Source organism: Azotobacter salinestris (genome assembly GCF_009363155.1).
GTDB lineage: Bacteria > Pseudomonadota > Gammaproteobacteria > Pseudomonadales > Pseudomonadaceae > Azotobacter > Azotobacter salinestris.
Genome location: NZ_CP045302.1, coordinates 3,657,351 through 3,679,346, shown reverse-complemented (window position 1 = coordinate 3,679,346; position 21,996 = coordinate 3,657,351). Strand labels below are relative to the sequence as shown.

Here is a 21,996-nt window from a genome sequence, read left to right as displayed (position 1 = left end):
CGGTGGCGCCCACCGCGCGGCGCTGCCTCAAGCTTGCGAGGCCCACATGTCCCGTTCCGAAACCCTCTTTGCCAACGCCCAGAAGCACATCCCCGGCGGCGTCAACTCGCCGGTGCGTGCCTTCCGTGGCGTCGGCGGCACCCCGCTGTTCTTCAAGCACGCCGAAGGCGCCTACGTCATCGACGAGGACGACAAGCGCTACGTCGACTACGTCGGCTCCTGGGGCCCGATGATTCTCGGGCACAGCCATCCTGAAGTGCTCGAAGCGGTGCGCAGGCAGCTGGAGCACGGCCTCTCCTACGGCGCGCCGACCGCCCTGGAAACCGAGATGGCCGAGCTGGTCTGCTCGCTGGTTCCGTCGATGGACATGGTGCGCATGGTCAGCTCCGGCACCGAGGCGACCATGAGCGCGATCCGCCTGGCCCGCGGCTACACCGGCCGCGACAGCATCATCAAGTTCGAGGGCTGCTACCACGGACACTCCGACAGCCTGCTGGTCAAGGCCGGCTCCGGCGCCCTGACCCTCGGCGTGCCCAGCTCCCCCGGCGTGCCGGCGGCCTTCGCCCAGCACACCCTGACCCTGCCCTACAACGACCTGGGCGCGGTGGAGCGGACCCTCGCCGAGGTCGGTCGGGACATCGCCTGCATCATCGTCGAGCCGGTGGCCGGCAACATGAACTGCGTGCCGCCGGCCCCGGGCTTCCTCGAAGGACTGCGCGAGCAATGCGACAAGCACGGCGTGGTGCTGATCTTCGACGAGGTGATGACCGGCTTCCGCGTCGCCCTGGGTGGCGCCCAGGCACACTACGGCGTCGTCCCGGACCTCTCCACCTTCGGCAAGATCGTCGGCGGCGGCATGCCGGTCGGCTGCTTCGGCGGCAAGCGGGCGATCATGGAATGCATCGCCCCGCTGGGCCCGGTCTACCAGGCCGGCACCCTCTCCGGCAACCCGCTGGCCATGGCGGCGGGCCTGACCACCCTCAAGCTGATCAGCCGGCCGGGTTTCCACCAGGAGCTCTCCGACTACACCGGCCGCCTGCTGCAGGGCCTGCAGGAGCGCGCCGATGCCGCCGGCATTCCCTTCGTCACCACCCAGGTGGGCGGCATGTTCGGCCTGTACTTCAGCGGCGCCGACGAAATCGTCACCTTCAGCGATGTGATGGCCAGCGATGCCGGGCGCTTCAAGCACTTCTTCCACCTGATGCTCGACGGCGGCGTCTATCTGGCGCCCTCCGCCTTCGAGGCCGGCTTCACTTCCATTGCCCATGGCGAGACGGAGCTGTCGATCACCCTCGACGCCGCCGAGCGCGCCTTCGCCACGCTGGCCAGGGGCTGAACGGCGGACCGCCGCCCCTGGCGGCTTTCCATTTCCCGGGGGCGGGAAAAGGCGGCAAAGGCTTTGTAAGGCCGGCGCCGCTTATTCATAATGTGGCGGCCGGCACACTTTGCCGGCCGGGCGACCGCCCGCTCCCACTCGAGGCGCAGCGATTCCATGACCCGCCGTAACCTGACCCTGGGTTGCCTGTTGCTATGTTCCTTTTCCCTGCCGGTCGTGGCCGGGGAAAACACCCTGCTGATCCCGGCACCGGGCAGCTGCGCCCTGGACAGTCCGGCCGAGGAACTGCCGGCGGCGCTGTCGCGCTGCGAGCAGGCCGCGCAGAACGGCGACCTGCAGGCCGAATACGAGCTGGGCCAGTTCTACTACGACGGCAAGCGCACCCCGCGCGACCTGTCCCGCGCGTTGAACTGGTTCGAGCAGGCCTCGCTCAAGGGCCACGCCGAAGCGCAGCACCGCCTGGGGCTGATGTTCTTCCGCGGCGAGGGCGTGCCGGCCAACAACGTGCAGGCCTACATCGTGCTGAAGATGGCCGCGGTGAACGGTTCGGAGGAGGCGCTGGACAGCGCCGACCTGGTCGCCGAGCAGATGAGCCGCAACGAGCTGGAAATCGCCACCCAGGTGCTCGGCCAGATCTTCCGCAACTACCTCATGGAACTGCAGGCCCTCGAGGGCCGCTCGCCGTTCTCGCCGCTGCCCTGAGGGCGGCCGTTCAGCCCTTGTCCGGCATCGGCGGCAGCGGGAACGGCGTGACGTTGCCGCCACCCCTGGCCTCGCTGATCCGCGCCATGCCCAGACGCTCCACCGCATCGATGCGGATGATCGCGTGCAGCGGCACGTAACTGCGCTGCACGCCCTCGAACTGGGTGCGCAGGCGCTCCTCGCCGGGATCGATGACCACCTGGGTGCGCTCGCCGAAAACGAACTCCTCGATCTCGAGAAAGCCCCACAGATCGCTCTGGCGGATCTGCCTGGCGTACAGCTCGTAGACCTGGCCCTGGTTGAGGAAGATCACCTTGTAGATCGTGGCGTCGCGCTTGCTCATCGGACTGCGGGGAAATCGCTGCAAAGGGGCTGCGAAGGATAGCACAAGGGCCACGGCAGACGGCCGGCGCGTCACCCGCCCGGCATCTCTGGCCGAGCCTTTCGTGCCTACCTATAATGCGCGGTCCTTCGAATCACCCAGACCCGACTCCCATGGCCAAGAAGCTTTTCATCGAAACCCACGGCTGCCAGATGAACGAGTACGACAGCTCGCGCATGGCCGACCTGCTGGGTGAGCACCAGGCTCTGGAACTCACCGAGAATCCGGCGGAAGCCGACGTCATCCTCCTCAATACCTGCTCGATCCGCGAGAAGGCTCAGGAAAAAGTGTTCTCCCAGCTGGGCCGCTGGCGCGAACTGAAGCAGCGCAATCCGGCGCTGGTGATCGGCGTCGGCGGCTGCGTGGCCAGCCAGGAGGGTGCGGCGATCCGCGAGCGTGCGCCCTACGTCGACGTGGTGTTCGGCCCGCAGACCCTGCACCGCCTGCCGGAGATGATCGACGCCGCGCGCACCACGCAAAAGCCGCAGGTGGACGTATCCTTCCCGGAGATCGAGAAGTTCGACCGCCTGCCCGAGCCGCGGGTCGACGGCCCAAGCGCCTTCGTCTCGGTGATGGAAGGCTGCAGCAAGTACTGCAGCTTCTGCGTGGTGCCCTACACCCGCGGCGAGGAGGTCAGCCGGCCATCGGAGGACGTGCTCGCCGAGGTCATCCACCTGGCCGAGAACGGCGTGCGCGAGGTCACCCTGCTCGGCCAGAACGTCAACGGCTACCGCGGCACGGCCGCCGACGGGCGCCTGGTCGACTTCGCCGAGCTGCTCTACCTGGTCGCCGCCATCGACGGCATCGACCGCCTGCGCTACACCACCAGCCACCCGCTGGAGTTCTCCGACGCCATCATCCAGGCCCATGCCGAGATTCCCGAGCTGGTGAAGTTCATCCACCTGCCGGTGCAGTCCGGCTCCGACCGCATCCTCGCGGCGATGAAGCGCAACCACACCGCGCTGGAGTACAAGTCGCGAATCCGCAAGCTGAAGGCCGCGGTGCCGGAGATCAGCATCAGCTCGGACTTCATCGTCGGCTTCCCCGGCGAGACCGAGCAGGATTTCGCGCAGACCATGAAGCTGATCGAGGAGGTCGGCTTCGACTTCTCCTTCTCCTTCGTCTACAGCGCGCGCCCCGGCACTCCGGCGGCGGAGCTGCCCGACGACACCCCGGAAGAGGTGAAGAAGCAGCGCCTGCAGATCCTGCAGAACCGCATCTACCAGCAGGGCTTCGAGATCAGCCGGCGGATGGTCGGCAGCACCCAGCGCATCCTGGTCAGCGACTATTCGAAGAAGGACCCGGGCATGCTCCAGGGCCGCACCGAGAACAACCGCATCGTCAACTTCCCCTCCACCAATCCGCGCCTGATCGGCCAGTTCGTCCTGGTGCGCATCGACGACGCCCTGCCCCATTCCCTGCGCGGCAGCCTGCTCGACTGACACCCGCGCGCACGTCCGGCCCGGCGGGCGGCGCCCGTCGGGCCGACATCCGTCGAGCGTCATCGGCTTCCACCCCGCCGCCGACGGCGCTATTCTTTCCTTATCTTCCTGCCGTAGGACGGTTGTCCTTTAAAGCCCTTGAACGCACCCACAGAACCCCGTCGCTTCACCATCGCCCCCTTCGAAGCCCGCCGCTTCGCCAATCTCTGCGGACAGTTCGACGAACATCTGCGCCTGATCGAACAGCGCTTGGCCATCGAAATCCGCAACCGCGGCAACCAGTTCGAGCTGCTCGGCGAACCGAAACACACCCAGGCCGGCGAGAACCTGCTGCGCCGTCTCTACCGCGAGACCCACGGCGTCGACCTGACCCCCGACCTGGTTCACCTGTTCCTCCAGGAATCGGGCATGGAGGCGCTGGCCGATCCCGACGCCGAACCCGGGGCCGCCCTGCACACCCGCAAGGGGCTGATCCGTCCGCGCGGCGCCAACCAGCAGCGCTACGTCAAGGCGATCCTCGACAACGACATCAACTTCGGCATCGGCCCGGCCGGCACCGGCAAGACCTACCTCGCCGTGGCCTGCGCGGTGGACGCCCTGGAGCGCGAGCAGGTGCGGCGCATCCTGCTGGTGCGTCCGGCGGTGGAGGCCGGCGAGAAGCTCGGCTTCCTGCCCGGCGACCTGGCGCAGAAGATCGACCCCTACCTGCGCCCGCTGTACGACGCCCTCTACGAGATGCTCGGCTTCGAGCAGGTGGCCAAGCTGATCGAGCGGCAGGTGATCGAGATCGCCCCGCTGGCCTACATGCGCGGACGCACCCTGAACAACAGCTTCATCATCCTCGACGAGAGCCAGAACACCACCCTGGAACAGATGAAGATGTTCCTCACCCGCATCGGCTTCGGCTCCACCGCGGTGATCACCGGCGACATCACCCAGGTCGACCTGCCGCGCGGCACCAAATCGGGTCTGGCTCACGTGATGGAGGTGCTCAAGGACATCCCGGGGATCAGCTTCACCCGCTTCCAGCCCAAGGACGTGGTGCGCCATCCGCTGGTGCAGCGCATCGTCGAGGCCTACGAGCGCTTCGAGGAGCTCAATCCGCCCCGCCCGCAGGGCGAGGCGCGCCAGGAAGGACGCCGCGATGCTTGAGCTGGACCTGCAGGTGGCCAGCGACCGACCGCTGCCCGCCGAGAGCGACTTCCGCCGCTGGTGCGAACTGGCCCTGCGCCAGCGCAGCGCCGACTCCGAACTGACCATCCGCCTGGTCGACGAGGCGGAAGGCCGCGAGCTGAACCGCACCTGGCGGCACAAGGACTACCCGACCAACGTGCTGTCCTTTCCGGCCGACATCCCCGACGGGCTGCTGGACATCCCGCTGCTCGGCGACCTGGTGATCTGCGTGCCGGTGGTCGAGCGCGAGGCCGCCGAACAGGACAAGGCGCCGGACGCCCACTGGGCCCACCTGGTGATCCACGGCTGCCTGCACCTGCTCGGCTACGACCACATCGAGGATGCGGAAGCCGAGGAAATGGAATCCTTGGAACGGGACTTGCTTGCTGAATTGGGCTATCCCGACCCCTACGATGGCGACGACCTGCCCGAATCCCAGGGCACCACGAGCGAAGGAAGATGAGCGACGATCGATCGAGCAACGGGCAATCCTGGCTGAGCAAACTCACCCAGGCCTTTGCCCATGAACCCCGCAACCGCCAGGAACTGCTGGAAATCCTCCACGAAGCGCACGAGAACGAGCTGCTCGACAGCGAGGCGCTGACCATCGTGGAGGGCGCCATCCAGGTCGCCGACCTGCAGGTGCGCGACATCATGGTTCCGCGTTCGCAGATGATCACCGTCAAGGCCGGCCAGACGACGCAGGAACTCCTGCCGACCATCATCGAGGCCGCCCATTCGCGCTACCCGGTGATCGGCGAGAGCCTCGACGACATCGTCGGCATCCTGCTGGCCAAGGACCTGCTGCCCCTGCTGCTGCGCAACATCGGCGAGACCTGTGCCTGCGACCTCAAGGAGCTGCTGCGCCCGGCGACCTTCGTCCCCGAATCCAAGCGCCTCAACGTGCTGCTGCGGGAATTCCGCAGCACCCACAACCACATGGCCATCGTCATCGACGAGTACGGCGGCGTCGCCGGCCTGGTGACCATCGAGGACGTGCTCGAGCAGATCGTCGGCGACATCGAGGACGAGCACGACGTCGAGGAGGACAGCTACATCAAGGAGCTGCCCAGCGGCGACTTCGTGATCAAGGCACTGATGCCGATCGAGGACTTCAACAAGCACTTCAACTGCCAGCTGTCCGACAACGAGTTCGACACCCTCGGCGGCCTAGTGGCCCGCGCCTTCGGCCATCTGCCCAAGCGCAACGAGACCGTCGAGCTTGGCGACTTCCGCTTCCGCGTGCTGAACGCCGACAGCCGGCGCATCCACCTGCTGCGCCTGACGCCGCCCCGTCACTGAGCCCCCCCAGGGCACCGCGCCAACGCGGTGCCCTGTCCTTTCACCGGACCGCGATAGCATGCCGCGGGCCGCTCCATTAAGCTTGCGCCGCCTTTTTTCCGAGCAAGGAATCCCGATGCGCTGGATCACCCGTCCCGGCTGGCCGGGCAACCTGCTGGCGCTGGCCGCCGGCGCCCTGACGCCCCTGGCCCAGGCCCCCTTCGACCTCTGGCCGCTGGCGCTGCTGTCGATCGCCCTGTTCTACCTCGGCCTGCGTGAACTGGCGCCCAGGGCGGCGCTGTGGCGCGGCTGGTGCTACGGCTTCGGCCTCTACGCCGCCGGCACCAGCTGGATCTACGTCAGCATCCACGACTACGGCGCCGCCTCGGTGCCGCTGGCCGGCCTGCTCACCCTGGCCCTGATGCTCGCCCTGGCGTTCTTCTTCGCCCTGCCCGCCTGGCTGTGGAGCCGCTGGCTGCGCCGAAGCGGTGCACCGCTGGCCGACGCCCTGGGCTTCGCCGCCCTCTGGCTGGCGCTGGAGGGCTTTCGCGGCTGGTTCCTCACCGGCTTTCCCTGGCTCTACGCCGGCTACAGCCAGCTCGAGGGGCCGCTCGCCGGCCTGGCGCCGCTGGGCGGGGTCTGGCTGCTGTCCTTCGTCCTGGCGCTGTCCGCGGCGCTCCTGATCAACCTGCCGCGCCTGGCACGCAGGCCGCTGGCGCTGGCCGGCGCCCTGGGTCTGCTGCTCGCCCCCTGGGGGCTCGGCCTGGTGCTCGAAGGGCACGCCTGGACCCAGCCTGCCGGCACGCCGCTGAAGGTCGCCGCGGTGCAGGGCAACGTGCCGCAGAACTTGAAATGGGACCCGGAGCAGCTCAGCGCCCAGCTCATGCTATACCGCGACCTCACCCTGCAGCGCGCCGCGGCGGTCGATTTGGTGGTCTGGCCGGAAACCGCCGTGCCGATTCTCAAGGAGTACGCCGAGGATTACCTCGCCGGCCTGGACCGCTACGCCCGCCCGCGCAACATCGCGCTGCTCACGGGCGTGCCGATCCGCCAGCGCAACGCCCAGGACGAGCCGCGCTATTACAACGGCATCGTCGTGGCGGGCGAAGGTGCCGGCACCTACCTGAAGCAGAAGCTGGTGCCCTTCGGCGAATACGTACCGCTGCAGGAACTGCTGCGCGGGCTGATCGCCTTCTTCGACCTGCCGATGTCCGACTTTGCCCGCGGCCCGGCCGACCAGGCGCTGCTCGAGGCCCGCGGCTGGCGGATTGCGCCCTACATCTGCTACGAGGTGGTCTATCCGGAGTTCGCCGCCGGCCTGGCCGCGCGCAGCGACCTTCTGCTCACCATCAGCAACGACGCCTGGTTCGGCAGCTCCATCGGCCCCCTGCAACACCTGCAGATGGCGCAGATGCGCGCCCTGGAAGCCGGCCGCTGGATGATCCGCACCACCAACAACGGCGTCACCGCGCTGATCGACCCCTTCGGACGGATCACCGAGCGCCTGCCGCAGTTCCAGCGCGCCGTGCTCTATGGCGAGGTGACGCCGATGCAGGGCCTAACCCCCTACCTGCAATGGCGTGCCTGGCCGCTGGCGGTCCTCGCTGCCCTGCTGCTCGGCTGGACACTGCTGCGCCGGCGCGCCGAACGGGCCGCGACAGCCGGCACGGCCGTCGAGGTTCAGCGGTAGAGCAGCGGATAGGCCAGCTGTCCCAGCGCCTCGTTGAGCAGCAGGCCGCTCTGCCAAAGCGCCCGCCCCTCCGGCAGCCAGCCGCCCAGCGGGCGTCCGTTGGGCACGCCGAGAAAGCCCGCCGGGGCCGGCAGCACGCTGAAGCCGGCCCGCTCGAAGCACCAGCGCGCCCGCGGCATGTGCCAGGCCTGGGTCACCAGCACCACCCGGCGGATGCCTTCCGCCTGCAACAGCTCGGCGCTGTAGCGGGCGTTCTCCCAGGTGGTGCGGCTGCGCTCCTCGCGCCAGCGCAGCCGCAGGCCATGATCCTTCTCCAGCGCCTCGCCGAGCAGCGCCGCCTCGCTGGGCGGCGCGCCGAAATGCAGGCCGCCGCTGGCCAGCAGCGGCAGGCCCGAGGCCCGCGCCAGCCGGGCGGCGTAGCGCAGCCGCTCGAGCGCCAGCGGACTCGGCTGGTCGCCGCCCCAGGCCGGATCGCCGCGCTCGCGGCCACCGCCGAGGACCACGATGGCCTCGGCCCGCTGCGCCAGTTGCGGCCACTGCGCCGCGTCCAGCGCTGGCTCGCGCTCGATGGCCCGCGCCGCCCACTCCACCGTCACCGGCAGGCTGAGCAGCCAAAGCCCGCCTGCGCCGAGCACGAAGCACAGGCTGGCAGTCCGTGGCGCACAGCGGCGCAGCCACCAGCCGAGTCCCAGCAGGAGCAGCAGGCCGGACGGCGGCAGCAGGAGTTGTTTGAGCAGATAGCGGAACGGCATCGGCACCTCCGGGCGAGGCGCAAAGCCTAGCCCGAGCGGCGCTGCCGAGCGAGCCTGAACAGCCGCGAGGCGCAGACCGGACAGGCCGCGACGGGGCCGGCGCGGCGCCAGCGCACGGCCCGGCCGCACAGGGCGCAGAGCAGATGGGCATGGCGCAGCGGGCGAAGCCGCGGCGGGGCGGCAGGACGCCCCTTCGCCAGAAGGCTGCGAGCGGCGTGCTCCTGGCGCTCGATCAGCGCCAGCTCCTCGGCCGCCGCCTGCCAGCCGCGCAGCCACTGCACGTCCTGGCGCAACCAGGCGCGGATCAGCGCCCGCTCGGCGGGCGACAGATCGTGCAGCTCCAGCACGGCCGGCTCGGCCCCGCCGCGCCAGCGGGCGGCCTCGGCTCCGGCAAGGGCGCAGGCGATCCGCTCGATCAGTCGCCGGTACAGTCCGCCACGCGCGCCCACTTCGTCCATCCCACACCTCGACCTCGGGAGAAACGGCATCCTCCCCTGAGCTTAGCGCCCGCCTCCGCCGCGGTTTGCCGCCGCGACAAACGGCGGCAGAGGGCCAGCGGCGGCCGTGACGCACCGGGCAGGCGTTTCCCATGGCCAAGCCCGCTCATGTATGCTACGGGGTTTTCCACGCCCTCTTTTCCAGCGCCAGCAGACCATGCACGAACAGTATCAGCCCCGCGAGATCGAAGCCGCCGCGCAGTCCATCTGGGACGCCCAGAAGTCCTTTGAAGTGCGCGAGCAGCCCGGCAAGGACACCTTCTACTGCCTGTCGATGTTCCCCTACCCCAGCGGCAAGCTGCATATGGGGCACGTGCGCAACTACACCATCGGCGACGTGATCGCCCGCTACCAGCGCATGCAGGGCCGGAACGTGCTGCAGCCGATGGGCTGGGACGCCTTCGGCATGCCGGCGGAGAACGCCGCCATGAAGAACCAGGTGGCGCCGGCCAGGTGGACCTACGAGAACATCGCCTACATGAAGTCCCAGCTGAAAAGCCTGGGCCTGGGCATCGACTGGTCGCGGGAAGTCACCACCTGCAAGCCGGACTACTACCGCTGGGAGCAGTGGCTGTTCACCAGGCTGTTCGAGAAGGGCGTCATCTACCGCAAGAACGGCACCGTCAACTGGGACCCGGTGGACCAGACCGTGCTGGCCAACGAGCAGGTCATCGACGGCCGCGGCTGGCGCTCCGGCGCGCTGGTCGAGAAGCGCGAGATCCCCATGTACTACTTCCGCATCACCGCCTATGCGGAAGAGCTGCTGCAAAGCCTCGACGAGCTGACCGGCTGGCCCGAGCAGGTCAAGACCATGCAGCGCAACTGGATCGGCAAGAGCTTCGGTGCCGACATCGTCTTCGACTATGACGTCGCCAGCATCGGCGAAGCCGGCCAGCTCAAGGTCTACTCGACCCGCCCGGACACCCTGATGGGCGCCACCTACGTCGCTGTCGCCGCCGAGCACCCGCTGGCCCAGCGCGCCGCCGAGAACAGCCCTGCGCTTGCGGCCTTCATCGCCGAGTGCAAGGCCGGCTCGGTGGCCGAGGCCGACATGGCCACCATGGAGAAGAAGGGCCTGGCCACCGGCCAGTTCGTCGTCCACCCGCTGACCGGCGACAAACTGCCGGTGTTCGTCGCCAACTACGTGCTGTGGGGCTACGGCGAGGGCGCGGTGATGGCCGTGCCGGCACACGACGAGCGCGACTTCGAATTCGCCAACAAGTACGGCCTGCCGATCAGGCAGGCCTACGCTGCCGAAGGCAAGGATTTCAGCACCGCCGAATGGCAGGCCTGGTATGCCGACAAGGAAGGCCTGACCACCGTCAATAGCGGCAAGTACGACGGCAAGAGCTTCACCGAGGCCTTCGACGCCATCGTCGCCGACCTGGAAAGCGCCGCCCACGGCGCGCGCAAGACCCAGTTCCGCCTGCGCGACTGGGGCATCAGCCGCCAGCGCTACTGGGGCTGCCCGATCCCGATCATCCACTGCGACAGCTGCGGCGACGTGCCGGTGCCGGAAGACCAGTTGCCGGTGGTGCTGCCCGAGGACGTGGTGCCGGACGGCACCGGCAGCCCGCTGGCCAGGATGCCGGAATTCTACGAATGCAGCTGTCCGAAATGCGGTGCGCCTGCCAAGCGCGAAACCGACACCATGGACACCTTCGTCGAGTCGTCCTGGTACTACGCCCGCTACGCCTCGCCCACCTATGACCAGGGCATGGTCGACCCGCAGGCGGCCAACCACTGGCTGCCGGTGGACCAGTACATCGGCGGCATCGAGCACGCCATCCTGCACCTGCTCTACGCGCGCTTCTTCCACAAGCTGATGCGCGACGAGGGCCTGGTGTCCTCCAACGAGCCGTTCAGGAACCTCCTGACCCAGGGCATGGTGGTCGCCGAGACCTACTACCGCACCCTGGAGAACGGCGGCAAGGACTGGTTCAATCCGGCCGACGTGGAGGTCGAGCGCGACGCCAGGGCCAAGGTGATCGGCGCCAAGCTCAAGTCCGACGGCCTGCCGGTGGAAATCGGCGGTACCGAGAAGATGTCCAAGTCGAAGAACAACGGCGTCGACCCGCAGGCGATGATCGACGCCTACGGCGCCGACACCTGCCGCCTGTTCATGATGTTCGCCGCCCCGCCGGAGCTATCCCTGGAGTGGTCCGACGCCGGCGTCGAGGGCGCCAGCCGCTTCCTGCGCCGCGTCTGGCGTCTGGCTCAGTCCCATGCCGCCGCCGGCCTGCCGGGCGTGCTGGACAAGGCCCAGCTCTCCGACGCGCAGAAGGACATCCGTCGCGCCATCCACGCGGCGATCAAGCAGGCCAGCACCGATATCGGCCAGCACCACAAGTTCAACACCGCCATCGCCCAGGTGATGACCCTGATGAACGTGCTGGAGAAGGCGAAGGCCGAAAGCGAACAGGACCGCGCCCTGCTCCAGGAAGGCCTGGAAACCGTGGCCCTGCTGCTGGCGCCGATCACCCCGCATATCTGCCATGCGCTCTGGGAGGCCCTCGGCAAGGACGGCCTGATCATCGACGCCGCCTGGCCGGTGGTGGACGAATCGGCCCTGGTGCAGGACACCCTGACCCTGGTGGTGCAGGTCAACGGCAAGCTGCGCGGGGAAATCCAGGTGCCGGCCGGCGCCTCCCGCGAGGAGATCGAGGCCGCCGCCCGCGCCAACGAGAACGTGCTGCGCTTCACCGAGGGCCTGACCATCCGCAAGGTCATCGTGGTGCCGGGCAAGCTGGTCAATATCGTCGCCAATTGATGCGCCGTCCCGGCGGCAAGATGCCGCCGGGGTCATTGCAAGGGGAAACCAGATGATCAAACGTAGCCTCGCGCTCATCGCCCTGACCAGCCTGCTCGGCGCCTGCGGCTTCCAGTTGCGCGGCACCGGCGAGACCGGACGCCTCGCCATCAGCGAGCTCAACGTGAGCGCCCGCAACGCCTACGGCGAAACCCAGCGGATGCTGCGCCGCCAGCTCGAAGCCAGCGGCGTCAAGGTGTATGCCGGCGCACCCTACGAGCTGGTGCTGGCCCGCGAGAAAGAGGAGCGCCGCACCGCCAGCTACACCAGCTCGGCGCGCAGCGTCGAATACGAGCTGACCAGCACCCTCGAATACGAACTGCTCGACGCCCGCAAGCAGCTGCTCGGCAGCAACGAGCTGGAGGTGCAGAAGGTCTACGTCCACGACCAGAACAACATCACCGCCTCGACCCAGGAAGCCCAGCAGCTGCGCGAGGAAATGCGCCGCGAGATGGTCCAGCAGCTGATGCTGCGCCTGCAGCAGCTCACCCCGGAGCGCATCTCCCAGATGGAGGAAGCCGCCAAGGAGCGCGCCCGCGCCGAGGCCCAGGCCGCGGAGGCGGAGCGCCGCGCCCAGGAGCAGCAGCAGGAGGCGCCGCAGCAGTCGCCGCTCGAACTGCCGCCCTCCCTCATGCCCTGAGGCCGCCGGGCGGGGCCCCGGCCCCGCCCCTTCCGCCATGAAGCTTCCTTCCGCACAACTGCCCAGGCAGCTCAAGGACACCCTGGCGCCGATCTACGTGGTCAGCGGCGACGAGCCGCTGCTCTGCCAGGAGGCCTGCGACGCCATCCGCGGCGCTGCCCGCGCCCAGGGCTTCAGCGAGCGCCAGGTGTTCAATGCCGATGCCAACTTCGACTGGAGTCAGCTCTACGAGGCCGGCGCCAGCCTGTCGCTGTTCGCCGAGAAACGCCTGCTGGAGCTGCGCATCGCCAACGGCAAGCCCGGCGACAAGGGCGCCGCGGCGATCCTCGAATACCTGGCCCGTCCCGCCGAGGACAACCTGCTGCTGATCGACCTGCCCAGGCTCGACGCCGCCACCCAGAAGAGCAAGTGGGCCAAGGCGCTGCTCGACAGCCCGCAGGTGCAGTTCGTACAGGTCTGGCCGGTCGATGCCCAACAACTGCCGCAGTGGATCCGCCAGCGTCTGGCCCAGGCCGGGCTGGCCGCCAGCCAGGAGGCTGTGGAGCTGATCGCCGCCCGCGTGGAAGGCAACCTGCTGGCCGCCGCCCAGGAGATCGAGAAACTCAAGCTGCTCGCCGAGGACAACCAGGTCACCGCCGACACCGTGCAGGCGGCGGTGGCCGACAGCGCCCGCTTCGACGTCTTCGGCCTGCTCGACGCCACCCTCGCCGGCCAGGCCGCCCACGCCCTGCGCATGCTCGAGGGGCTGCGCGGCGAAGGCGTGGAGACGCCGGTGATCCTCTGGGCGCTGGCCCGCGAATTGCGCCTGCTGGCCAACCTCGCCCAGCAGTATGCCCAAGGCGTGCCGCTGGAGAAGGCCTTCGCGCAAATGCGCCCGCCGGTCTGGGAAAAACGCCGCCCGCTGCTGACCAAGGCCCTGCAGCGCCACCCGGCAGCACGCTGGAACCAGCTGCTGCTCGACGCCCAGCTGATCGACGCGCAGATCAAGGGCCAGGCCGAGGGCGAGCCGTGGAATGGCCTCGGCCGGCTGACCCTGGCCATCGCCGGCCAGCGCCTGCAGCTGCCGCCGGAACTCTGAGTCGCGTGACAGCCCACAGGCCGGGGGCTTTCCCGAGTACGCCGGAAGCCGAGGAATGGAGGAGCCGAAAGCGACAAGGCCCCGAGATATCGGGGCCTTGTCCGAGAGCCGTATCACATGGCCGAAGGGTCAGGCCCAACGCAGCACATTGGCGTCCAGCTCCATGCTGCTCTTCGGGATGATTCTGGCGTTCAATATTTTCGCCAACGCCTCTACCGACAGCCTGGACGCGTGGCTGGTGTTGTTCGAGATGCGCTCGTACACCGCCAGCATCCGCCGATAGCCGTCGGCCAGGATCCTGTGCGAGTCGGTGTTGCGTCCCTTGAAGATCGGCCAGCGGTTCAGGTCGTCCACGAGGATATGGACAATCTCCCGCAGATCGGCCTCATGGCTGCCATCGAACCCGAGAAACCGGGGGTCACGCCCGAAAGCCGGGGCCAGCTCGGCCAGCCGGTCCTTCCGGGCCTGATCGAACCCGGCATAGGCCTCCTCGATGGCCTCCCACATGGTCAGCACCTCGGCGACGAAGGTGACGGTCTCCGGGGGCTCGATGCCGTCTTCGAACAAACCGGGGTAGGCCCAGCCAAGCGCCCAGCCGTGACCACCCTGGACCATCCGCTGCACGAAGACCGGATCGACGCTGTCGTCGATCCCGAGATGAGCGTGGATGTCGGTGAGCAGGGTGATGATCAGCTTTTGTTGGTTGGAAAATTCCATTTCTACTTCATCCTTGTTTTTGTTTTGGCGGGGATATCAGCATATAGCTCGTCCATCCGGCAAATTCCAGTCATGCTGCCCAGCGGCAGGCAATGGCCTGGCTGGCCTCCGAAGTCTGGAGAGCCTTGCGCCTTGGGCCGGGGGACGCATGAACGCCCCTGCAGAGCGGCTTGCGGGACTGTCCAAGTGCCTGGTCGATGTTCCGACCTCGCAACCGCACCCCCTGGACATCTTTTGACCAGCCACGCATGATGCGCGCGCCTGCACGGGGCAGGCCTACAGGAGGACGCTCATGGCCAAGAAATCCCCTTCCCGGCCGAACAAGGCCAAATCCCTGGTCGCACAGCCCTTGTTCCGCTGCCGCCAGGAACAGCCGAAGAAAGGCAAGGGCAGCTACCGCCGCGAAGCCTTCCGGTCCGACGACCGGGAGGCTTTTGTCTTTCTGGCCGCCTGAAAGGCCCGCGTCCCCTCTCCTCCCCGTTTCCCTCTCGTTCGCCGCCACGGCGGAAATCTCTCCGGCACCCGCCGCAGGTACGCGCCGCGAGCCGTACGTTTTGCAGCTCTTCCCGCCGTGCGCCTCGATGCCCAGGCGTCTCGCCGTGAGCGTTCAGCGTCCCCGCGTGCCGTGCTTTCGGTCGGCCGTACGTCAACAAAGTGACAGCGCTGCCGGGAGATGGGCCTGTCCGGCACTCAAGAACTGAAAGATGGCATCCGGGACCCACCGGGAAATATCCAGACGCCCCGTCATCCACAGGTAAGCGCCACCTGCCAGCGCACCCGCCACCAGCGTCGCCAGCAGCCATGGCCATATCTTCCAGCCCTTTTCAACTGGCCGAGCCTTCCCTTTCCCGAGCTTGCGCCATTCCCACGGTGGCACCCGCTTCGCCTTCGGCAAGGCCCACAGCCCCTGCCTGGCCTTGCGTGCCCGCTCTTCCAGCCGGGCAAACTCCGGCTCCCTGGAATAGTCATGGTAAACCCAGGCATGGCCATGCCTGACCATCTCCTCATTGACGAACGTACGCCCGCGAAAGACCCTGCCGACAATGCGGCCATAGCGATCCCGGGCCGTCTGCTCGATCCTGACGCTCTTGTTGAGCACCATCGCCGCCAGCGCCGCTCTCGCCTCCGCACCATAGGGCTGAGCCTGCTCCGGGGTATCGATGCTGCACAGTCGCACCACCACGGTCAGGCCGTCGCCACAGTTCGCCCTCAAGGTATCCCCGTCGGGAACATGCACCACCTTTGCTTCCAGCAGTTTCTTCCTGCCTACCATCAATGAACACCACTCACGCTGAAACCATATCCGGGGCCCTCCGCAGCTCATGGCCCCCTACTGGCGATGAAAAAGGCCGCGCAGTATGACAGGGGACTTCCACGCCGTAAGCCATTGCCTACAGCAGATCGGGCACTCTCCCCATTGGTTCGGAACGGCCACAGGCGTAGATTGAATCCCACCAAGACGTCGAAGGATCGACGCAGGCCGACCACGGATGGCGGCCAGAGGGACAGTCGCAGGATGCGGCTACTTCGTCAGGACGACGAGCACAGGGACGTAAGGAAGCAGGAACGGCGAGGCCAACCCCCTCGCCGTTTTTGCGTGCGCAGGAAAAAAGCAGCCGCCCGCCCCTGCTGCGTTTCAAAACGCCGCCGCGACCGAGGCATACGGACTTCCGGCCCACGGAACACCGGACTGGAGGCCGCACGCCCTCGCCCCCCCCCACCGAGCATGCTTCACGCGCCTGCACGAGGCAGGCCTCACAGGAGGCAATCCGCTGGGCAAGAAATCCCGTTCCCGGCCGAACAAGGCCAGATCCCTGGTCGCCCAACCGCTGTTCCGCTGCCGCCGGAAGCAACCGAAGAAAAGCGAAGTGGCGTGCTATGCCGAAGGCGCATCCAGCAGGGCCAGCACGGCACGCACCGCCGCCTGGGCGCATTGTTCGTCCTGCTGTTCGGAAGCGCCCGAGATGCCGATGGCACCTACCGGCCTGCCCTCGAACAGGAAAGGCTCGCCGCCGCCGAACAGCGCCATGCGTGGCTGCAGCGGCAGCCCCTGGCGGACGGCGTCGGACATCCCGGCCAGACGCTCTTCCCAGACCCGCGTCGACACCCCGAAGCCGACGGCGGTCAGCGCCTTGTTCAGGGCGATGTCCCGGCAGTGCAGCGGCGCGCCGTCCATGTGCGCGGTGTGGATCGGCTGGCCGGCCGCGTCGACCACGGCGATGCTGACCCGCACCGACAGCGCCGCGGCCTGATCGAGCGCCGCCCGCAGGGCGTGCATGGCCAGGGCCAGGTTGATGCTGTCGGCCCGGCGCAGAGAAGGTTTCATCGCATTCGCTTCCTGTCTTGGCAAAAAAGACCCGGAAGCGGAACCGCTCCCGGGCTCGAAAACCGCCACGGCCGAGCCGGGCGGACCGGTTGGCTTCTTATGCGGAAGCCTGGCGGGCAGCGCCTCCTCGCTGACGCAGCAGATCCAGCGCCACGTCGACGATCATGTCCTCCTGGCCACCGACCATCCGCCGCTTGCCCAGCTCGACCAGGATGTCCACGGTGCTCAGGCCGTATTTGCTCGCCGCCACCTCGGCGTGGCGCAGGAAGCTCGAATAGACCCCGGCATAGCCCAGGGCCAGGGTCTCGCGGTCGACCCGCACCGGGCGATCCTGCAGCGGGCGGACGATCTCGTCGGCGGCGTCCATCAGGGTGTAGAGGTCGGTGCCGTGGTTCCAGCCCAGGCGCTCGGCCGCGGCGATGAACACCTCCAGGGGCGCATTGCCGGCGCCGGCGCCCATGCCGGCCAGGCTGGCGTCGATGCGATCGCAACCCTCCTCCACCGCGACGATGGAGTTGGCCACGCCGAGCGACAGGTTGTGGTGGGCATGGATGCCGGTCTGGGTGGCCGGGTCGAGCAGGTCCTTGACCGCGCGGAAACGGTCGCGCACGTCCTGCATGCTCAGCGCCCCGCCGGAGTCGACCACGTAGATGCAGGTGGCGCCGTAGCTTTCCATCTTCTTCGCCTCGACCGCCAGGTTCTGCGGCGTGGTCATGTGGCTCATCATCAGGAAGCCCACGGTGTCCATGCCCAGCTCGCGCGCATAGGCGATGTGCTGCTTCGACACGTCGGCCTCGGTGCAGTGGGTGGCTACGCGCACCACCCGGGCGCCAGCCTCGTAGGCCTCCTTGAGATGGTGCACCGTGCCGATGCCGGGCAGCAGCAGGGTGGCGATCTTCGCGTGGCTCACCACCGCGGAGACCGCCTCGATCCACTCGATATCACTGTGGGCGCCGAAGCCGTAGTTGAAGCTCGAACCCTGCAGGCCGTCGCCGTGGGCCACCTCGATGGAGTCGACCCTGGCCTTGTCCAGCGCGCGGGCGATGTCCTGCACGTTCTTGATCGAGTACTGGTGGCGCACGGCGTGGCTGCCGTCGCGCAGGGTCACGTCGGAGATGTACAGCTTCTTGTTCGGATCGAAAGTCATCTTGGCTCTCCTCGGGCGGCGCTATTCGCGCCGCTTTCCTTGACGGGTGTCTGTCTCACAGCTTCACGCAGACGTTCTTCAGCTCGGTGTAGAACTCCAGCGAGTGCACCCCGCCCTCGCGGCCGATGCCCGACTGCTTGGCGCCGCCGAAGGCGGTGCGCAGGTCGCGCAGGAACCAGCTGTTGACCCAGACGATGCCGGCTTCGATCTGCCCGGCGACGCGGTGGGCGCGCGAGGCGTTCTCGGTCCAGATCGCCGAGGCCAGGCCGTAGGGCAGGCTGTTGGCCAGCTCGATGGCCTCCTCCTCGGTGTCGAACGGGCGGATGTGGCAGCAGGGCCCGAAGATTTCCTCGGTGACCACCGACGAATCGTCCGACAGGCCGGTCCAGATGGTCGGCTGCACCCAGGCGCCGCCGGCCAGATGCTGAGGCATGTCCGGCACGCCGCCGCCGGTGACGATGGTGGCGCCCTCGTCGGCAGCCTTCTGGTAGTAGCTGAGGACCTTCTCGCGGTGCTTGTGGCTGACCAGCGGACCGAAGTTGGCCTTCGGATCGTTCGGCTCGCCGATCACCAGCGCCTCGGCGCCGGCCTTCAGGCGGGCGACGAACGCGTCGAAGATCGGCCGCTGCACGTAGACGCGCTCGGTGCCCAGGCAGACCTGGCCACAGTTGGCGAAGGCCGAGCGCAGGGTGCCCTCGATGGCCTTGTCCAGATCGGCATCGGCGAAGACGATGCCGGCGTTCTTGCCGCCCAGCTCCAGGGATACCTGGCGTACGCCCTTGGCCGCGGCGCGCATGATGATCTCGCCGGTGCCGGTCTCGCCGGTGAAGGTGAAGGCGTCGACGTCCGGGTGGGCGGTGAGGAAGGCGCCGGCCGAGTCGCCGCCGAAGCCGTGCACCACGTTGTATACGCCGGCCGGCACGCCCGCGGCGTTCATCACCTCGCCGAGCAGCGCGGTGGTGCTCGGGGTTTCCTCGGACGGCTTGACCACCACGGTGTTGCCGCAGGCCAGCGCCGGGCCGACCTTCCAGGTCATCAAGAGCAGCGGCAGGTTCCACGGGCTGATCACGCCGATCACGCCCTTGGGCCGGCGCACGCCGTAGTTGAGCGCGCCGCTGCCGTCCGGGGTGGCCATCTCGAAGGCCTCGTTGGGCACGTTCTTCACCAGGTCGGCGAACACCTTGAAGTTGGCTGCGCCGCGCGGAATGTCGATGTGGCTGGCCAGCGACTTCGGCTTGCCGGTGTCCTGGCACTCGGCTTCGAGGAACTCGTCGAAGCGCGCGGTGATGCCGTCGGCGACGCGGTGCAGGATCTCGCAGCGCTCCTGCACGCTCATCCGGCCCCAGGGGCCCTTCAGGGCGGCGCGGGCGGCCTTGACCGCGGCGTCCACCTCGGCCTCGCCGGCTTCGTGGACCTTGGCGATCACCTGGCCGTTGGCCGGGTTGACGTTGTCGAACAGCTTGCCGCCCGCCGAGCCGACGTACTGGCCGTTGATGAAGTGCTTGATCTCTTTCATGTGGATAATCCTGTAAGGCGGACGCTCAGGTCAGGGCGGTGAGGAAGCGTTCGTTGAGCTGGCGGTCGTGGTAGAAGATCGCCTTGCCCAGCTGGTCGGCGGTCCAGGTCACCGGCGGATGGTCCGGGTAGTGGTAGTCGCCGCCGCAGAACACCTCGTTGCGGTTGCCCGACGGATCGAAGAAGTAAATGGTCTTGCCGTGGGTCAGGCCGTGGCGGGTCGGACCGATGTCCAGCGAGGTGCCGCTCATGCTGATCAGGTCGGCGGCGCGCAGCACGTCCTCCCAGCTCTCGAGGAAGAACGAGGCGTGGTGAAAGCGGCCCTTCTCCGGGTGCTGGATGAAGGCCACGTCGTGGGCCTTCATGCCGACGGTGAGGAACTGGGCGACGCGCTTGCCCGCGTCGTCGAGCACCTGCTCGGCGAGGCTGAAGCCGAGCACCTCGGTGAACAGGCGCAGGGTCTCCGGCAGCTCGACGCCGTACAGCAGGCAGTGGTCGAAGCGGGTCGCCTTCATGCCCTGCAGGCCACGCGGCCAGGCTTCCGGGTTGACCTCGGACACGCCCCACTTGCCGGTCTGCTCCTTGTCGGCGAACAGCTCGAAGCGGTGGGCGGACGGCGCCTCGAAGCGGATGCGCCGTCCGCAGCCCTTGAGCTCGCCGGCCGGCAGGCTCTCCACCTGGCAGCCGAAGGCGGCCAGTTCCTCGCTCAGGCGGCAGAGGGTGGCGTCGTCGACGACCTTGAAGCCGAGAAAATCCATGCCCGGCTCGTCGGCCTCGCGCAGCACCACCGAGAACCGGTCGATCTCGGTCCAGCCCTTGAGATAGACGCGGCCCTGCGCATCCCTGTCCATCTCGATCAGCCCGAGCAGATCGACGTAGTGTTGCAGGGCAGCCTGCATGTCCAGCACGCGCAGCTGGATATGGCCCGGACGCATTACACCTTTTTTCATGATGACACCTATTGTTTTTCTGAAGTCGCCCGGACTGCCTCGCCGCACGCCTGTATCTCGGAGTCACCCAGGGGAAAGAGCCGGCAGGCCAGGGCCAGGCCCTGGCCGCGCTCGTCGGCGCTGACATGACGGCGACTCATGAGCCCGTAGTCGAACCGGCCGGAAACCACCCGGACCTTGCAGACTCCGCAGCCGCCGCCCCGGCAACCGACCGGAATGCACCTCTTCCCCTGGCGCTCCATGGCGCTCAGCAACGATTCGCCAGGCCGCACTTCAAGTACTTCACCACTGACCCGCTCGAGGACCCGATGCAGCCGATTCATGGCCTTCTCCCCCGAGCCCGGTCCACCGTCTAGACCAGCGCCGAGGGCAGGGTCCGCAGCTTGTCGCGCTCGGCCAGCCGCTCGGCGCAGGACAGCGCCGCGGAGGTCATGATGTCGAGGTTGCCCGCGTAGGCCGGCAGGTAGTGGGCGGCGCCCTCCACCTCCAGGAAGATCGAGGTCTTGAGCCCCGCCACCATCCCCACGCCCGGCACGTTCGCCGGCTTCTCGAGCAGCTCGAACTGCACCTCCTGCTTGAGCCGGTAGCCCGGCACGTAGCGCTGCACGCTGGCCACCATGTCCTTGATGCTGGCGGCGATGACGTCCCGGTCGACCGCCTCGGAGAGCACGAACACGCTGTCGCGCATGATCAACGGCGGCTCGGCCGGGTTGAGGACGATGATCGCCTTGCCCTTCTGCGCCCCGCCGATCACCTCGATAGCCTTCGAGGTGGTCTCGGTGAACTCGTCGATGTTGGCGCGGGTGCCGGGGCCGGCGGATTTCGAGGCGATCGAGGCGACGATCTCGGCGTAGTGGACCCTGGCCACCCGCGAGACCGCGGCGACCATCGGGATGGTCGCCTGGCCGCCGCAGGTGACCATGTTGATGTTCGGCGCATCGAGCTCGGCGTCCAGGTTGATCGCCGGAACCACGTAGGGGCCGATGGCCGCCGGGGTCAGGTCGATGACCTTCACCCCGTGGGCCTGCAGCAGCTCGTTGTGGTAGGCATGGGCGCCGGCCGAGGTGGCGTCGAAGGCGATGCCGATGTCCTTGAACTCCGGCAGCGCCAGCAGGCCTTCCACGCCTTGCGCCGTGGTGGCGACGCCGAGACGCTTGGCGCGGGCCAGGCCGTCGGACGCCGGGTCGATACCGACCATGGCGCCCATTTCCAGGTGCTTGCCATGGCGCAGCACCTTGATCATGAGGTCGGTGCCGATGTTGCCCGAACCGATGATCGCAACCTTGCAACGGGACGATGTTCTATCCACGGAAAACCTCGACTTGTTGTCCTTGTGATGGGTGTCGAGCGGCGCGCTCAGCGGCCGCGCTGCTTGGCCGTCTGGCCGGCGATGCCGAAATTGCTGCTGGGTACCTCGGTGATCACGACGCGCACGCTCTCGATCGGCGCGTCGAGGGCATCCACGGTGGCACGGGTCAGGGAATCGATGAGCCGGGCCTTCTGCTCTTCGCTGCGGCCTTCGATCAGGTAAACCTGCATGATGGGCATGGTGTTTTCCT

Annotated in this window: 23 protein-coding genes and 1 pseudogene; 12 read left to right on the top strand and 12 right to left on the bottom strand. The window is 67.9% G+C overall.

The features are described 5' to 3' along the window. The first annotated feature begins 46 nt into the window (after positions 1-46). The gene (gene hemL / locus GCU53_RS17225) at positions 47-1,336 is read left to right on the top strand and encodes a glutamate-1-semialdehyde 2,1-aminomutase (protein WP_152388680.1); all 1,290 of its coding nucleotides are present in this window, start codon (positions 47-49) and stop codon (positions 1,334-1,336) included. Positions 1,337-1,492: 156 nt separating this feature from the next. Next, positions 1,493-2,038 (top strand): tetratricopeptide repeat protein, encoded by a 546-nt coding sequence (locus GCU53_RS17220; RefSeq protein WP_152388679.1) that lies wholly within the window; start codon positions 1,493-1,495, stop codon positions 2,036-2,038. Between the two features lie 10 nt (positions 2,039-2,048). Here the strand turns inward: GCU53_RS17220 and GCU53_RS17215 are convergent, their stop codons facing one another. Continuing rightward, positions 2,049-2,381, bottom strand: a complete 333-nt coding sequence (locus GCU53_RS17215; protein ID WP_152388678.1) for a DUF1820 family protein — start codon at positions 2,379-2,381, stop codon at positions 2,049-2,051. 152 nt (positions 2,382-2,533) lie between these two features. Between GCU53_RS17215 and miaB the strand changes: the two genes are divergently transcribed. The 5 genes from miaB (at position 2,534) to lnt (ending at position 8,006) form a co-directional block, all read left to right on the top strand. Next, positions 2,534-3,862 carry a tRNA (N6-isopentenyl adenosine(37)-C2)-methylthiotransferase MiaB gene (gene miaB / locus GCU53_RS17210; protein WP_152388677.1) on the top strand — a complete coding sequence of 443 codons (1,329 nt, stop codon included), beginning with the start codon at positions 2,534-2,536 and terminating at the stop codon, positions 3,860-3,862. A gap of 138 nt (positions 3,863-4,000) precedes the next feature. Next, positions 4,001-5,014: a PhoH family protein gene (locus tag GCU53_RS17205; protein ID WP_152388676.1), complete on the top strand. Its 1,014-nt coding sequence runs from the start codon at positions 4,001-4,003 to the stop codon at positions 5,012-5,014. Then, a complete protein-coding gene (gene ybeY, locus GCU53_RS17200; RefSeq protein ID WP_152388675.1) occupies positions 5,007-5,498 on the top strand; it encodes an rRNA maturation RNase YbeY in 492 nt (163 codons plus the stop codon). Before GCU53_RS17205 ends, ybeY begins: the two co-directional genes overlap by 8 nt. Beyond that, a complete protein-coding gene (locus GCU53_RS17195; protein ID WP_152388674.1) occupies positions 5,495-6,337 on the top strand; it encodes an HlyC/CorC family transporter in 843 nt (280 codons plus the stop codon). Before ybeY ends, GCU53_RS17195 begins: the two co-directional genes overlap by 4 nt. Before the next feature lie 115 nt (positions 6,338-6,452). Further along, on the top strand, positions 6,453-8,006 hold the full coding sequence (lnt, locus tag GCU53_RS17190; RefSeq protein WP_152388673.1) for an apolipoprotein N-acyltransferase: 1,554 nt from the start codon (positions 6,453-6,455) through the stop codon (positions 8,004-8,006). Here the strand turns inward: lnt and GCU53_RS17185 are convergent. Together GCU53_RS17185 and GCU53_RS17180 are read right to left on the bottom strand one after the other, a co-directional pair. Beyond that, positions 7,997-8,758, bottom strand: a complete 762-nt coding sequence (locus GCU53_RS17185) for a YdcF family protein (protein ID WP_152388672.1) — start codon at positions 8,756-8,758, stop codon at positions 7,997-7,999. The two genes, lnt and GCU53_RS17185, sit on opposite strands and share 10 nt — an antisense overlap. 26 nt (positions 8,759-8,784) lie before the next feature. After that, positions 8,785-9,216 carry a hypothetical protein gene (locus GCU53_RS17180; protein WP_152388671.1) on the bottom strand — a complete coding sequence of 144 codons (432 nt, stop codon included), beginning with the start codon at positions 9,214-9,216 and terminating at the stop codon, positions 8,785-8,787. Positions 9,217-9,412: 196 nt separating this feature from the next. On the opposite strand from GCU53_RS17180, the gene leuS reads away from it, so the two are divergent. From leuS to holA, 3 genes are read left to right on the top strand one after another with little or no spacing between them, the layout of a single operon-like run. Then, on the top strand, positions 9,413-12,025 hold the full coding sequence (gene leuS, locus GCU53_RS17175; RefSeq protein WP_152388670.1) for a leucine--tRNA ligase: 2,613 nt from the start codon (positions 9,413-9,415) through the stop codon (positions 12,023-12,025). A 52-nt stretch (positions 12,026-12,077) separates the two neighbouring features. Next, positions 12,078-12,704 carry an LPS-assembly lipoprotein LptE gene (locus GCU53_RS17170; protein ID WP_152388669.1) on the top strand — a complete coding sequence of 209 codons (627 nt, stop codon included), beginning with the start codon at positions 12,078-12,080 and terminating at the stop codon, positions 12,702-12,704. Between the two features lie 37 nt (positions 12,705-12,741). Next, a complete protein-coding gene (gene holA, locus GCU53_RS17165; RefSeq protein ID WP_152388668.1) occupies positions 12,742-13,782 on the top strand; it encodes a DNA polymerase III subunit delta in 1,041 nt (346 codons plus the stop codon). Positions 13,783-13,911: 129 nt separating this feature from the next. Here holA and GCU53_RS17160 read toward each other — a convergent pair whose 3' ends face one another. After that, entirely contained in the window at positions 13,912-14,499 is a 588-nt protein-coding gene (locus GCU53_RS17160; protein ID WP_244306824.1) for a YfbU family protein, read from the bottom strand. A gap of 292 nt (positions 14,500-14,791) precedes the next feature. Here GCU53_RS17160 and arfA point away from each other — a divergent pair, with 292 nt between their 5' ends. Further along, complete coding sequence (gene arfA / locus GCU53_RS17155; RefSeq protein WP_152388667.1) at positions 14,792-14,953, top strand: alternative ribosome rescue factor ArfA; 162 nt, start codon at positions 14,792-14,794, stop codon at positions 14,951-14,953. Between the two features lie 192 nt (positions 14,954-15,145). Here the strand turns inward: arfA and GCU53_RS17150 are convergent, their stop codons facing one another. Then, on the bottom strand, positions 15,146-15,772 hold the full coding sequence (locus tag GCU53_RS17150; RefSeq protein WP_152388666.1) for a thermonuclease family protein: 627 nt from the start codon (positions 15,770-15,772) through the stop codon (positions 15,146-15,148). A 499-nt stretch (positions 15,773-16,271) separates the two neighbouring features. Between GCU53_RS17150 and GCU53_RS26795 the strand changes: the two are divergent. Next, positions 16,272-16,400, top strand: a pseudogene (locus GCU53_RS26795) (alternative ribosome rescue factor ArfA); the annotation flags it as partial. On the opposite strand, the gene GCU53_RS17140 reads toward GCU53_RS26795, so the two are convergent. From GCU53_RS17140 to GCU53_RS17110, 7 genes are all read right to left on the bottom strand, one after another. After that, positions 16,376-16,825, bottom strand: a complete 450-nt coding sequence (locus GCU53_RS17140; protein WP_152388665.1) for a GlcG/HbpS family heme-binding protein — start codon at positions 16,823-16,825, stop codon at positions 16,376-16,378. The pseudogene GCU53_RS26795 and the gene GCU53_RS17140 sit on opposite strands and share 25 nt — an antisense overlap. A 97-nt stretch (positions 16,826-16,922) precedes the next feature. Further along, entirely contained in the window at positions 16,923-17,972 is a 1,050-nt protein-coding gene (gene dmpG / locus GCU53_RS17135) for a 4-hydroxy-2-oxovalerate aldolase (protein WP_152388664.1), read from the bottom strand. 55 nt (positions 17,973-18,027) lie between these two features. Next, positions 18,028-19,488 (bottom strand): 2-hydroxymuconic semialdehyde dehydrogenase, encoded by a 1,461-nt coding sequence (locus GCU53_RS17130; protein WP_152388663.1) that lies wholly within the window; start codon positions 19,486-19,488, stop codon positions 18,028-18,030. 25 nt (positions 19,489-19,513) lie between these two features. Next, positions 19,514-20,437 carry a catechol 2,3-dioxygenase gene (locus tag GCU53_RS17125; protein WP_152388662.1) on the bottom strand — a complete coding sequence of 308 codons (924 nt, stop codon included), beginning with the start codon at positions 20,435-20,437 and terminating at the stop codon, positions 19,514-19,516. An 8-nt stretch (positions 20,438-20,445) separates the two neighbouring features. Continuing rightward, positions 20,446-20,760 (bottom strand): 2Fe-2S iron-sulfur cluster-binding protein, encoded by a 315-nt coding sequence (locus GCU53_RS17120; protein ID WP_152388661.1) that lies wholly within the window; start codon positions 20,758-20,760, stop codon positions 20,446-20,448. Positions 20,761-20,789: 29 nt separating this feature from the next. Continuing rightward, positions 20,790-21,746 (bottom strand): acetaldehyde dehydrogenase (acetylating), encoded by a 957-nt coding sequence (locus tag GCU53_RS17115; RefSeq protein WP_152388660.1) that lies wholly within the window; start codon positions 21,744-21,746, stop codon positions 20,790-20,792. Between the two features lie 47 nt (positions 21,747-21,793). Beyond that, positions 21,794-21,985 carry a tautomerase family protein gene (locus tag GCU53_RS17110; RefSeq protein WP_152388659.1) on the bottom strand — a complete coding sequence of 64 codons (192 nt, stop codon included), beginning with the start codon at positions 21,983-21,985 and terminating at the stop codon, positions 21,794-21,796. Between the last annotated feature and the right edge of the window lie 11 nt (positions 21,986-21,996).

Excerpts from the sequence above, each read along its gene's own strand:
- GCU53_RS17220 (WP_152388679.1), top strand. The coding sequence starts at position 1,493 with ATGACCCGCCGTAACCTGACCCTGGGTTGCCTGTTGCTATGTTCCTTT.
- GCU53_RS17150 (WP_152388666.1), bottom strand. The coding sequence starts at position 15,772 with ATGGTAGGCAGGAAGAAACTGCTGGAAGCAAAGGTGGTGCATGTTCCC.
- miaB (WP_152388677.1), top strand. The coding sequence starts at position 2,534 with ATGGCCAAGAAGCTTTTCATCGAAACCCACGGCTGCCAGATGAACGAG.
- GCU53_RS17185 (WP_152388672.1), bottom strand. The coding sequence starts at position 8,758 with ATGCCGTTCCGCTATCTGCTCAAACAACTCCTGCTGCCGCCGTCCGGC.
- GCU53_RS17130 (WP_152388663.1), bottom strand. The coding sequence starts at position 19,488 with ATGAAAGAGATCAAGCACTTCATCAACGGCCAGTACGTCGGCTCGGCG.
- arfA (WP_152388667.1), top strand. The coding sequence starts at position 14,792 with ATGGCCAAGAAATCCCCTTCCCGGCCGAACAAGGCCAAATCCCTGGTC.
- GCU53_RS17160 (WP_244306824.1), bottom strand. The coding sequence starts at position 14,499 with ATGGAATTTTCCAACCAACAAAAGCTGATCATCACCCTGCTCACCGAC.
- GCU53_RS17120 (WP_152388661.1), bottom strand. The coding sequence starts at position 20,760 with ATGAATCGGCTGCATCGGGTCCTCGAGCGGGTCAGTGGTGAAGTACTT.
- GCU53_RS17180 (WP_152388671.1), bottom strand. The coding sequence starts at position 9,216 with ATGGACGAAGTGGGCGCGCGTGGCGGACTGTACCGGCGACTGATCGAG.
- lnt (WP_152388673.1), top strand. The coding sequence starts at position 6,453 with ATGCGCTGGATCACCCGTCCCGGCTGGCCGGGCAACCTGCTGGCGCTG.
- hemL (WP_152388680.1), top strand. The coding sequence starts at position 47 with ATGTCCCGTTCCGAAACCCTCTTTGCCAACGCCCAGAAGCACATCCCC.
- GCU53_RS17125 (WP_152388662.1), bottom strand. The coding sequence starts at position 20,437 with ATGAAAAAAGGTGTAATGCGTCCGGGCCATATCCAGCTGCGCGTGCTG.
- holA (WP_152388668.1), top strand. The coding sequence starts at position 12,742 with ATGAAGCTTCCTTCCGCACAACTGCCCAGGCAGCTCAAGGACACCCTG.
- GCU53_RS17215 (WP_152388678.1), bottom strand. The coding sequence starts at position 2,381 with ATGAGCAAGCGCGACGCCACGATCTACAAGGTGATCTTCCTCAACCAG.
- GCU53_RS17170 (WP_152388669.1), top strand. The coding sequence starts at position 12,078 with ATGATCAAACGTAGCCTCGCGCTCATCGCCCTGACCAGCCTGCTCGGC.
- GCU53_RS17140 (WP_152388665.1), bottom strand. The coding sequence starts at position 16,825 with ATGAAACCTTCTCTGCGCCGGGCCGACAGCATCAACCTGGCCCTGGCC.
- leuS (WP_152388670.1), top strand. The coding sequence starts at position 9,413 with ATGCACGAACAGTATCAGCCCCGCGAGATCGAAGCCGCCGCGCAGTCC.
- ybeY (WP_152388675.1), top strand. The coding sequence starts at position 5,007 with ATGCTTGAGCTGGACCTGCAGGTGGCCAGCGACCGACCGCTGCCCGCC.
- GCU53_RS17195 (WP_152388674.1), top strand. The coding sequence starts at position 5,495 with ATGAGCGACGATCGATCGAGCAACGGGCAATCCTGGCTGAGCAAACTC.
- GCU53_RS17110 (WP_152388659.1), bottom strand. The coding sequence starts at position 21,985 with ATGCCCATCATGCAGGTTTACCTGATCGAAGGCCGCAGCGAAGAGCAG.
- dmpG (WP_152388664.1), bottom strand. The coding sequence starts at position 17,972 with ATGACTTTCGATCCGAACAAGAAGCTGTACATCTCCGACGTGACCCTG.